Origin of the sequence: Kribbella caucasensis (assembly GCF_004361855.1) — a bacterium.
GTDB classification, from domain to species: Bacteria; Actinomycetota; Actinomycetes; order Propionibacteriales; family Kribbellaceae; genus Kribbella; species Kribbella caucasensis.
In genome coordinates this window covers 76,390-87,148 of the sequence record NZ_SNWQ01000005.1, presented here as the reverse complement: position 1 = coordinate 87,148, position 10,759 = coordinate 76,390, and the positions used below count along the sequence as shown (strand labels likewise).

The following is a 10,759-nucleotide window of genomic DNA, read 5'->3' as shown; positions in this document are numbered from 1 at the left end:
CGGGCCGATGGACAGTTTCCGACCAACCCACCGTGCGCCCTCCGACCAGAGCCCGAACCGCCCGATATCCGGGCGGCAGCCGATCCGATCCATTGACAACATCTTGTCAATATGACAAGCTCTTGTCATGATCGAGACCACTGCAGTCACTGCCACCGCCACTGTCCACGTCGCCGTCTACGACACCTTCGCCGACTGGGAGATCGGCTTCGCGACCGCCCACATCAACAAGCCGATGTGGCACCAGACGCCGGGCCGGTTCCAGGTCCGGACCGTCGGCGCGACCCGGGAGCCGATCACCACGATGGGCGGCATGCGCGTCATCCCCGACATCGCGCTGGACGAGCTGAAGCCGGCCGACAGCGTGATGCTGATCCTGGCCGGCAACGACCTCTTCCCGACCGATGCGTATCGGCCGTTCACCGACAAGGCGCGCGAGTTCCTCGACGCCGGTGTGAGCGTTGCCGCGATCTGCGGCGCGACCGGCGGACTGGCGATGGCCGGGCTGCTGGACGACCGCGAGCACACCAGCAACGCGGCCGAGTTCCTGGCCGGCGTCGGGTACGCGGGTGGGCACCTGTACCGCGAGGAGCCGGTGGTGACCGACCGCGGTCTGATCACCGGTAAGGCGCAGGCGCCGATCGACTTCGCCCGCGCGATCATGGCCCGGCTGGAGGTGTTCGAACCGGCCGTGCTCGACTCCTGGTACAAGCTGTACGGTCGGCAGGACCCGGCCGGCTTCTACGAGCTGATGTCCGCCTGACAGGAGGCGCCCACACCGTGACCCGCGACCAGGACCTGCTCAGTGCGGCGGCGCTGACCGCCTTCAAGCTGAACGGCCAGTTCCTCGACCTGGCCGAGAGCCTCGCCCGCCCGGCCGGCCTGACCGCAGCCTGGTGGCAGGTCCTCGGCGCGGTGCTCCACACCCCGTTACCCGTGTCGGCCATCGCCCGGGAGATGGGCATCACCCGCCAGGCCGTCCAGCGCACCGCCGACGTACTGGTGGACCGCGGCCTGGCGGAGTACAGGGACAACCCAGCCCATCGCCGCGCCAAGCTGGTCGCCGGCACCGAGGCGGGCCTGGCCGCCATCAAGGCGATCGGACCGGATCACGCCCGCCAGGCCAAACGCCTGAGCGGCATCCTCGGCCAGGAGGACTTCGCCGCAGCCGTCGATGCCCTCCGGAAGCTGTCCGCGGCGTTGGACGAGCTCGACCGCGGTGGTAGCGCACACTGATCCTGTGGTGCGCTTCGCGGTGATTGCGGCGGCGGTGGTCCTGCTGCTGCTGACTGCGGTGTGGGCCTTCCAGCGGCGTCTGATCTATCTGCCGGACGAGGCTGCCGTGCCGTCGGCGGCAGTCGTCGTGCCCGGTGCACGGGATGTGGTGCTCCAGGCGAGCGACGGCGTACGGCTGGGTGCTTGGCTGATCCCGGCCGAGGAGCCTGATCGTGGTTTGGTCGTGCTGGTCGCCAACGGCAACGCGGGGAACCGGGCAGCACGGGTTCCGCTTGCGCGTGCGCTGGCGGCCGAAGGCCTGACCGTGTTGCTGTTCGATTACCGCGGGTACGGCGGGAACGACGGCGGCCCCAGCGAACGAGGGCTGGCCAAGGACGCCCGGGCGGCACAGCGGTACCTGGTCGAGGAACTCCGTGTACCAGCCAGCCGCATCCTGTACTACGGCGAGAGCCTCGGGGCCGCCGTTGTCACCGAACTCGCGACCGAGATCGAGCCGGGCGGACTCGTCCTGCGTTCCCCCTTCGTCGACCTCGCCTCGGTCGGTCAGGTCCACTACCCGTTCCTCCCCGTCCGACTGCTGCTCCGCGACCGATATCCGCTGGCCGAACAGTTGTCGACCGTGAAGGCTCCGGTCGCGGTGATCTACGGGAGCGACGACTCCATCGTCCCGCCGGAACAGAGCCGGGCAGTCGCGGAGGCAGCGCCAACGCTCAAGAACCAGGTCGAAATCCCCGGAGCCAACCACAACGACCCCGAACTACTCCATGGCCGAGCACTGATCGAGACCGTCATCGCCCTGGCCGACCAAGTCGGCACCACCTCGTAAGCCGCTAGACGAGTTCGCGAGTGGCGCCGTCGAGGACGAGGGCCTGGCCGTCGCTCATGGGTAGGTGCGGTACGCCGGTCTGCTGGTACAGGGTCTGCACCTTCTCGAGGGCTCCATCTCGGGGTGGCCCGGGGAGTTCAGGTGCGGGACGATCGCGTGGTCGACTACGCCGAGGCCGTCCCAGATGACCTCACCGTCGACCGCGGTGACGTCGTCGCACAACTCGAGCCCCCGCAGACTCGGCGCCAACACACACGGCCCGGCGCTGTACCCGGCGTACACGACCTGCTCGGAGCGGATCAGGTCGGGCAGGATCTTGTCGGCACCACTTCGCGCCATCGCGACCCGCAGTACGAACACGTTGCCGCCACGGACCCACACCCCGTCGTACTGGGTGAGCCAGGTGCGCAGGTCGTCTGCTGAGCGGAGGTCCAGCTCCTCGGCACGCAGGCCGAGCTCGGTCAGCCAGGTGATTTCGTCCGCGACCTTCTCCCGCCGGATCTCGGGGTCCTCGGAGTCGATCGCGTTGCAGATCACCGCGACCCGCGCGCTCGGCGGAAGGAGGGCGACCAGTCGCTCGGGATGGTCGCCCAGCCGGAACGAGGAGAGGTACAGCTTCACTGCGCGTCGGCGAGGCGGTCGAGTGCGTGATCGAGGTCGTCGGGGTACTCGGACGTGAACTCGACATACGACCCGCTGCCGGGGTGGTCGAAGCCGAGGCGCATCGCGTGCAGCCATTGGCGGCCGAGCTGGAGGCGTTCGGTGAGGACCGGGTCGGCGCCGTACGTGAGATCGCCGCAGCACGGGTGACCGATCGCGGACATGTGCACCCGGATCTGGTGGGTGCGGCCGGTCTCCAGGGTGATCTCGAGCAGCGTGGCGAACCGGAAGGCCTCGAGCGTCTCGTAATGGGTGATGCTCGGCTTGCCACCCGCGACCACGCCGAACTTGTAGTCGTGGTGCGGGTGCCGGTCGATTGGGGCGTCGATCGTGCCGGTGAACGGATCGGGGTGGCCCTGGACCAGCGCGTGGTAGATCTTGCGGACCGTACGGTCCTTGAAGGCGCGTTTGAGGACGGTGTAGCTGTACTCCGTCTTCGCGACCACCATCAGACCCGACGTACCGACGTCGAGGCGGTGGACGATCCCCTTGCGCTCCGCGGCACCGCTGGTGGAGATGTTGAACCCCGCGCCGGCGAGGTGACCGATCACGGTCGGCCCGGTCCAGCCCGGGGACGGGTGCGCCGCGACCCCGACCGGCTTGTCGACGACCACGATCTCGTCGTCGTCGTGGACGATCCGCAGGCCCTCCACGGTCTCCGGTACGACGGTGACCTCGGCCGGCGGGGGCGGGAGCTCGACGTCGAGCAGAACACCGGCCGCGACCCGGGCGGACTTGAGCGCGGGTGATCCGTCGACCTGGACCAGGCCGGACTCGATCATCTCGGCGGCCTTGGTCCGGGACACGCCGAACAGCCGGGACAGCGCGGCGTCCAGGCGCTCACCGGCGAGGCCGTCCGGCACCATCACCGTGCGCGAGTCACCGCTCACTTCTTCACCGCGTCCCTGGCTATGTCCCTGGTGCCGTCCAGCTTGATCCCGCGCAGGGTCTGGATCACCAGCAGTACGGCGGCCGAGGTGACCGCCATGTCCGCGACGTTGAAGATCGCCCAGTGCGGCAGCTGGAGGAAGTCGACCACGTGCCCGTGGAAGGGCGACGGCTCGCGGAACACCCGGTCGGTGATGTTGCCGACCGCGCCTCCGAACAGGAAACCGAACGCGACGGCCCAGCCGGCCGACCCGAGCCGACGGGAGAACCACACGACGGCGATCGCGACCAGGATCTGGATCGTGCTGATCACCGGGGTGAAGTCCGACCCGAGGCTGAACGCGGCGCCCGGATTCCGGATCAGGTTGAACCGCAGGAACGTGCCGATCACGTCCACCGGATCCCCCGGCGTCAGGTGCCGCAGTGCCAGCGCCTTGGTCAGCTGATCCAGCCCCAGCACCACGAGGCCGACCACCGCGAACACGGCGGTCAATCTCCACGACGGAGAACCGGCCGACGTGGAGTCGGCCGGTTCCGTACGGTCTTCGCCTGGCTCGTCCCCGGTGGCGTGGGACGGGTCGGTTTCGCTCAGCGGCGTTCTTCGCGTTCTTTGCATGACACGCACAGTGTCGCACGCGGGAACGCCTGCAACCGGCCCTTGCCGACCGCGTTGCCACAGCTCTCGCAGATCCCGTAGGTGCCGTCGTCGATCCGGGCCAGCGCCCGCTCGATCTGCTCCAGCATGTCCCGGGCGTTGTTCGCCAGCGACATCTCGTGGTCCCGCTCGAGCGTGGTCGACCCGACGTCGGCCTGGTCGTTGCCGGCCCCGTCACCGCCGTCCCGGAGCAGCCCGACGATCTCCTGCTCGGCGTCGTGGATCTCTTTGTTCAGGTGCACCACGTCGGCCTCGAGCTCGCTGCGCAGCTCCGCCAGCTCGGCGGCGGTCCACGGCGTCTCACCTTCCCGGACGGTCAGGTTCTCGACTTTCTTGGGCGACTTGGCCGGCGCCGTCGCCGGGGTCCGATTCTCGTTCGTCTTCATGGCCACCCTCTTCGTCGGAGCTTGCTTGGCAGGGGTCTTCTTGGCCGTCGCCTTCTTGACCGGGGCCTTCTTGACCGGGGTCTTCTTGGCAGGCTCAGTGGATTTCGCGGCTGTCTTGTCGGCCGCGGCAGTGCGTTTGGGGGCGGACTTCTTTGCCGATGTAGCCATGCTCGACTACCCCCTGCCTTCGTCGGAGACTGAAGCGGACTGGTCGCAAGACAGTAGGACACGTAGCGGCCACGTGCCAGCCCGACGCGCAGACCGTGGACATACGGTAGTCGCTTCTTCAAGCCCGCTCGATGTTCCGCGCGTCACAGCAAGGTTTCGTTCATTCGAGCAAGTGCTCGAATCGGGCCCGGATCGCGCCCTCGTCCCCCGCCACCTCGACCACCTTGTCCCGGCCGGTCGCACCGTGCACCAGAGTGACCGCAGACCGTCGCAGTCCGAACGCCGCCGCCACCGCCTGAACGACGGCCTTGTTCGCCTGCCCTTCGACCGGACGGGCCGCCACCGCGACCACCAGCGCCGGCCCGGACGGACCGTCGTACCGGCCGCCGACCGCGGTTCTGGAAGCCCCCGGCTTCACCCGCAGCGCAATTCTCACCGCCGTAGTGTCTCCTGACCAGTGATTAACGATTCGTAGTCGCCGGGTGTGAAGTCGTACACTTTTTTCGCCACCGCAAGGCAGTGATGGGGCCATCACCCCGGAGCCGCCGGAAGAACGGTCCTCAGGACCCATTAGAACCGGCAGCGGAGCACAACGAAGTGGGTGACGCCGGCACGTGGTCACCAAGGAGGGTGGTACCGCGGAGCCCGGCGACCTCGCCGGCGCCTCGTCCCTTCGTCTGTTGAAGCGACGAAGGACTACGAAAGATGGCGGACACACCCAGCACCCCGTGGCGGCAGGTCCCGGCTCAGGTCGACCTCCCCGCGATCGAGCGCGACGTGCTCGCGCACTGGGCGGACCAGGACACCTTCGCCAAGACCCTTGAGCAGTCGGCCGGCGGCAAGCCGTGGACCTTCTACGAGGGACCGCCGACCGCCAACGGCATGCCCGGCACTCACCACATCGAGGCCCGCGTCTTCAAGGACGTCTTCCCGCGCTACCGGACCATGAAGGGCTTCTCGGTCGAGCGCAAGGCGGGCTGGGACTGCCACGGCCTGCCGGTCGAGGTCGCAGTGGAGAAGGAGCTCGGCTTCAGCGGAAAGAACGACATCGAGGCGTACGGCATCGCCGAGTTCAACGCGAAGTGCCGCGAGTCGGTGCTGCGGCACGTCAACGCATTCAACGAGCTGACCGTCCGGATGGGCTACTGGGTCGACCTCGATCACCCGTACCGGACGATGGACGCGCAGTACGTCGAGTCCGTCTGGTGGTCGCTGAAGCAGATCCACGACAAGGGCCTGCTGGTCGAGGACTACCGCATCACGCCGTACTGCCCGCGCTGCGGCACCGGCTTGTCCGACCACGAGCTCGCCCAGGGCTACGAGACCGTCATCGACCCGTCGGTCTACGTCCGGTTCCCGCTGACGTCGGGTCCGCTGGCCGGCAAGGCGTCCCTGCTGGTCTGGACGACCACCCCGTGGACCCTGGTCTCGAACACCGCCGTCGCCGTCCACCCCGACGTCACGTACGTCGTCGCCACGAACGGCGAGGAGTCCGTCGTCCTCGCGGAGCCGCTGCTCGGCGTACTGGGTGAGGGCTGGACGGTCACCAATGAGTACGTCGGCCGCGAGCTCGAGCGCTGGACGTACCAGCGCCCGTTCGAGCTGGTCTCCTTCGACGAGCCGGCCCACTACGTCGTGCTCGCGGAGTACGTGACCACCGAGGACGGTACGGGTCTGGTCCACCAGTCCCCCGCGTTCGGCGCCGACGACCTCCAGGTCGCCCGGGCGTACGGGCTGCCGGTGGTGAAGCCGGTCGGACCGGACGGCCGGTTCGACGCCGACCTGGAGCTGGTCGGTGGGCAGTTCTTCAAGAAGGCGGACGAGGACCTGGTCAAGGACCTCGGCGCGCGCGGCCTCCTGTTCAGGCACGTGCCGTACGAGCACCCCTACCCGCACTGCTGGCGCTGCCACACCCCGGTCATGTACTACGCCCTCCCGTCCTGGTACATCCGCACCACCCAGGTGAAGGACGCGCTGCTCCGGGAGAACGAGAAGACCAACTGGTACCCGGACTCGGTCAAGTGGGGCCGGTACGGCGACTGGTTGCGCAACAACATCGACTGGGCCGTCTCCCGATCGCGGTACTGGGGCACGCCGCTGCCGATCTGGCGATGCGGTGAGGACCACCAGGTCTGTGTCGGTTCGCTGGCCGAGCTCGGCGAACTGGCCGGCCGCGACCTGAGCGCCTCGGACCCGCACCGGCCGTACGTCGACGACATCACCTTCGCCTGCCCGACCTGTGGGGAGGAGTCCCGCCGGGTGGCCGATGTGATCGACGCCTGGTACGACTCGGGCTCGATGCCGTTCGCGCAGTGGGGATACCCGTGGGCCGAGGGGTCGAAGGAGAAGTTCGAGCAGGCGTACCCGGCTGACTTCATCTCCGAAGCGATCGACCAGACCCGTGGCTGGTTCTACACGTTGATGGCGATCGGCACGCTGGTGTTCGACGAGTCGTCGTACCGCAATGTCGTCTGCCTCGGGCACATCATGGCCGAGGACGGCCGGAAGATGTCCAAGCACCTGGGCAACATCCTGGAGCCGATCCCGCTGATGGAGGCGCACAGCGCCGACGCGGTGCGCTGGTTCATGGCCTGCTCCGGCTCGCCGTGGAAGGCGCGCGGAATCGGGCCGAACGTGCTGAACGAGATCGTCCGGAAGGTGCTGCTGACCTACTGGAACACGGTCGCCTTCCACGCGCTCTACGCCCGGCTGGCCGACTGGGATCCGGCCGACGTGCCGCCGGTCGCGGAGCGGTCGGTGCTGGACCGCTGGCTGGTCAGCGAGACGCACCGGCTGGTCCGGGATGCCGACGAGGCCTACGACTCGTTCGACACGCAGAAGCTCGGCGTCGTCATCGGCTCGTTCGTGGACGTGCTGTCGAACTGGTACGTCCGGCGCTCCCGCCGCCGGTTCTGGGCGGGTGACGCCGGGGCGCTCGCGACGCTGCACGAGACCCTCGAGGTGCTGACCCGGCTGATGGCGCCGCTCACCCCGTTCGTCACCGAGCGGGTCTGGCAGGACGTGTTCCGCCCGGTCGGCGCGTCGCTGCCGGAATCGGTGCACCTGACCGACTTCCCGGCGTACGACGCGTCGCTGATCGACGACACGCTCGCGACCCACATGTCGATGGCGCGCCGGGTGGTCGAGCTCGGCCGGTCCGCGCGGGCCGAGGCGAAGGTCCGGACCCGGCAGCCGCTCAGCCGCGCGCTGGTCGGTTCGGCCGCGATCGCGGACCTGAATCCCGAACTCCTGCAGGAGATCGCCGACGAGCTGAACGTCGGCACGGTGGAACCGCTGTCGTCCGCCGGCGCCGACCTGGTCGAGTACTCGGCCAAGGGGAACTTCCGCGAGCTCGGCAAGCGGTTCGCCAAGCAGACCCCGGTGGTCGCGAAGGCGATCGCCGAGGCGGACGCGGCCGCCCTGGCCGCATCCTTCAAGGCATCCGGTACTGCGACTGTGGTGGTCGACGGCGAGAACGTTGAGGTCGGCCCCGACGACGTCATCCTGTCGGAGCGTCCGCGCGAGGGTTGGTCGGTCGTCAACGAGCAGGGCGAGACGGTCGCGCTCGACCTCGAGGTGACTCCGGAGCTCCGCCAGGCGGGTCTGGCCCGCGAGGTGGTCCGGACCCTGCAGGAGGCCCGGAAGAACGCGGGTCTGGAGGTGTCCGACCGGATCACCGTCTGGCTGACCGCCACCGACGCCGACCTGGCCGATGCCCTCGGCAAGCATGCGGACGACGTCGCCCGAGAGGTGCTGGCCACCTCCCTGACCCAATCCGCGCCCTCGGCAACCAACGGCCTGACCACCGGCACCGACGAGGAACTAGGCCTCACCTACTGGCTCACCAAGGCCTGACCTGGTCGTAGCGTCCGAAGAAGCGAGCGCCATAGCCCTCGGTTCTTCGGACGCTACGTCACAGAAAGGGCACCCTCTGTCAGAGGTGCCCAGACATGACGAAGAGGCGGTGCCGCCGGATTTGCACCGCCCCTGAGTCAGAGGTGTCTGTCAGACGCCGTGGCCGTGAGCCTGGGCGCGAGCCTCCGGACGGAAGCCGTTGCGCGGGCTGAGCGTGTCGTCGCCGTTGCCCAGCGCCTTGAGCTGCTCGGTGAAGTACGTCTTCAGCCGGCTGCGGTACTCGCGCTCGTAGGCGTGCAGGTCGTCGATCGTGCGCTCCAGCTGGCCCTTCTGCTTCTCCAGCGTGCCCAGCATCTGAGCGCGGCGCTCGGCGATCTCACCGTCCAGCTTCTCGGCGCGGGCGCGGGCCTCGCCGGTCATCCGGTCGGCCTTGCCGCGGGCCTCGTTCTCCAGCCGCTCGGCCTTGGCGCGGGCCTCGCCGATGATCTTGTCGGCGGTGTCCTTCGCCTCCTGGACCAGGTCGTCGGAGTGCTTGGTGGCCATCTCCAGCAGCCGGACCGCGGAGCTGGAAGCGTCTCCCACGGTTCCCGCTGCCGCAGCAGCCCCCGCGGCCGCTACAGCCGGAGCGACGACAGGCGGCTTCTCCTCGGGCTTCTCCACGATCGGCGCGGGCTTGGGCTGCTGCACCACCGGCGGGAGCGCGGCGGTCTGGTCGACCGGCCGCTCCTGTCCGGCGCCGGCGCGCTGAGCCGCCGCGAGCTTCGCGCGCAGCTCCTCGTTCTCGGCGAGGAGGCGCTCAAGCTCTGCCTCGACCTCGTCGAGGAAGGAGTCGACCTCAGTGACGTCGTAGCCCTCCCGCAATCGGACGGGCGTGAACTGCTTCGAGCGGACGTCATCCGGCGTCAGCGGCATCTTTCACCTCGTTTGTCTGTGTCTTGGCGGAGTCCCCAAGGCCTCAACCTCGGCGACTCAGTAGATCACGTTATCGCTTCGTTGTGTTCTGACGGAATCCGGGCGGGCGATAACGTTCCCCGGTCTCCCCCGTACTTCGGTCTGGTCCTACCCCCGTCCCGCCTTTTTCACGCTCGAACACCGTCTCACGCTCCGACTCCACCAGGTGAGGCCGGGTGCCAACCCATCGATCATCGCTGCCGATCGGCTCACAAAGACCTGAGGGCGGTGGAGTTGATCGACATCGCCAGCGAGACGAGGACGAACAACATCAGCATGGACAGGTCGATCCGGATGCCACCGGCCCCGATCGGGGGCAGGATCCGCCGGAGCGGCCGCAGGAAGGGGTCGGTGATCGAGTAGACCAGCTCGAACATCAGCAGCAACGGCCCCTTGGGGTGCCACTGGGGCGCGAACATGACGATCAGGCTGAGGACGAAGCGCGCCACCAGAACGAGAAAGAAGGCGAGCAGCACCCAGCTGAGGACACTGAGGACGAGCGCTAGAGCAACCATGTCAGCAATGAGTGTAGAAGACCGGAAAAGCCCGCGGTCAGCTCTGGTTGTAGAACCCGTCCGCGGCGATCTTCTCCTTCTCCTCCGCGGCGACCGTCACGTTCGGCGGGCAGACCAGGAACACCTTGGTGGTGATCCGCTCGATCGAGCCACGGCAGCAGAAGATCAGGCCGGCCGCGAAGTCGACCAGCCGCTTCGCGTCGGCGTGGTCCATCTCGGTCAGGTTCATGATGACGGGGGTGCCGTCGCGGAAGTGCTCACCGATGACTCGCGCCTCGTTGTAGCTGCGCGGGTGCACGGTGGTGATGCGGGCCAACTCGGTAACCTCCGGGGACGGTACGACACCACGCCGATCTGGGAACTTGCTGACTGTGCCGACCTGCTCGTCGCGAATGTCACGCGCGTCCCGCGAGTCGCGACTGTCGCGGTTGTCCCGCAGGTCGCGAGCGTCCCGGGCAGGCACCGGCTCGGTCTCGTGGGACTCCCCGTCGACGACTTCGTCCTCGTACTCGTCGTAGTCGTCGTACTCGTCGTCGTAGCGCGCGTTGTAGCGCTCACCGTCCTCGACCAAGCCGAGGTACACACCCATCTTGCGCAACGCGCCGCTCATGGCCCTCCA

General features: G+C 68.2%; 12 protein-coding genes. 4 read left to right on the top strand and 8 right to left on the bottom strand.

The window, feature by feature from the left end:
• Positions 1-127 precede the first annotated feature (127 nt).
• From EV643_RS12215 to EV643_RS12205, 3 genes are read left to right on the top strand one after another with little or no spacing between them, the layout of a single operon-like run.
• On the top strand, positions 128-763 hold the full coding sequence (locus tag EV643_RS12215) for a DJ-1/PfpI family protein (protein WP_133800143.1): 636 nt from the start codon (positions 128-130) through the stop codon (positions 761-763).
• A 17-nt stretch (positions 764-780) separates the two neighbouring features.
• Positions 781-1,236: a MarR family winged helix-turn-helix transcriptional regulator gene (locus tag EV643_RS12210; RefSeq protein WP_133800142.1), complete on the top strand. Its 456-nt coding sequence runs from the start codon at positions 781-783 to the stop codon at positions 1,234-1,236.
• A gap of 4 nt (positions 1,237-1,240) precedes the next feature.
• The gene (locus EV643_RS12205; protein WP_238165531.1) at positions 1,241-2,062 is read left to right on the top strand and encodes an alpha/beta hydrolase; all 822 of its coding nucleotides are present in this window, start codon (positions 1,241-1,243) and stop codon (positions 2,060-2,062) included.
• Between the two features lie 54 nt (positions 2,063-2,116).
• On the opposite strand, the gene EV643_RS12200 is transcribed toward EV643_RS12205, so the two are convergent.
• The 5 genes from EV643_RS12200 to EV643_RS12180 all read right to left on the bottom strand — a co-directional run bounded on the left by EV643_RS12200 (position 2,117) and on the right by EV643_RS12180 (position 5,255).
• Positions 2,117-2,683 carry a Type 1 glutamine amidotransferase-like domain-containing protein gene (locus EV643_RS12200; protein ID WP_166665427.1) on the bottom strand — a complete coding sequence of 189 codons (567 nt, stop codon included), beginning with the start codon at positions 2,681-2,683 and terminating at the stop codon, positions 2,117-2,119.
• Positions 2,680-3,588 (bottom strand): RluA family pseudouridine synthase, encoded by a 909-nt coding sequence (locus EV643_RS12195; protein WP_133800404.1) that lies wholly within the window; start codon positions 3,586-3,588, stop codon positions 2,680-2,682. The genes EV643_RS12200 and EV643_RS12195 overlap by 4 nt, the downstream gene beginning before the upstream one ends.
• Positions 3,589-3,608: 20 nt before the next feature.
• Positions 3,609-4,226, bottom strand: coding sequence for a signal peptidase II (gene lspA, locus EV643_RS12190; protein WP_133800139.1), 618 nt, complete (start codon positions 4,224-4,226; stop codon positions 3,609-3,611).
• On the bottom strand, positions 4,199-4,819 hold the full coding sequence (locus EV643_RS12185) for a TraR/DksA family transcriptional regulator (RefSeq protein ID WP_370452270.1): 621 nt from the start codon (positions 4,817-4,819) through the stop codon (positions 4,199-4,201). The genes lspA and EV643_RS12185 overlap by 28 nt, the downstream gene beginning before the upstream one ends.
• 160 nt (positions 4,820-4,979) lie before the next feature.
• On the bottom strand, positions 4,980-5,255 hold the full coding sequence (locus tag EV643_RS12180) for a DUF167 domain-containing protein (RefSeq protein ID WP_202869527.1): 276 nt from the start codon (positions 5,253-5,255) through the stop codon (positions 4,980-4,982).
• Positions 5,256-5,524: 269 nt separating this feature from the next.
• Here EV643_RS12180 and ileS point away from each other — a divergent pair, with 269 nt between their 5' ends.
• Complete coding sequence (gene ileS, locus EV643_RS12175; protein ID WP_133800137.1) at positions 5,525-8,674, top strand: isoleucine--tRNA ligase; 3,150 nt, start codon at positions 5,525-5,527, stop codon at positions 8,672-8,674.
• A 150-nt stretch (positions 8,675-8,824) separates the two neighbouring features.
• Here the strand turns inward: ileS and EV643_RS12170 are convergent, their stop codons facing one another.
• From EV643_RS12170 to EV643_RS12160, 3 genes are all read right to left on the bottom strand, one after another.
• Entirely contained in the window at positions 8,825-9,586 is a 762-nt protein-coding gene (locus tag EV643_RS12170; RefSeq protein WP_133800136.1) for a DivIVA domain-containing protein, read from the bottom strand.
• Positions 9,587-9,834: 248 nt separating this feature from the next.
• The gene (locus EV643_RS12165) at positions 9,835-10,140 is read right to left on the bottom strand and encodes a YggT family protein (RefSeq protein WP_133800135.1); all 306 of its coding nucleotides are present in this window, start codon (positions 10,138-10,140) and stop codon (positions 9,835-9,837) included.
• A gap of 37 nt (positions 10,141-10,177) precedes the next feature.
• On the bottom strand, positions 10,178-10,750 hold the full coding sequence (locus tag EV643_RS12160; RefSeq protein WP_133800134.1) for a cell division protein SepF: 573 nt from the start codon (positions 10,748-10,750) through the stop codon (positions 10,178-10,180).
• Between the last annotated feature and the right edge of the window lie 9 nt (positions 10,751-10,759).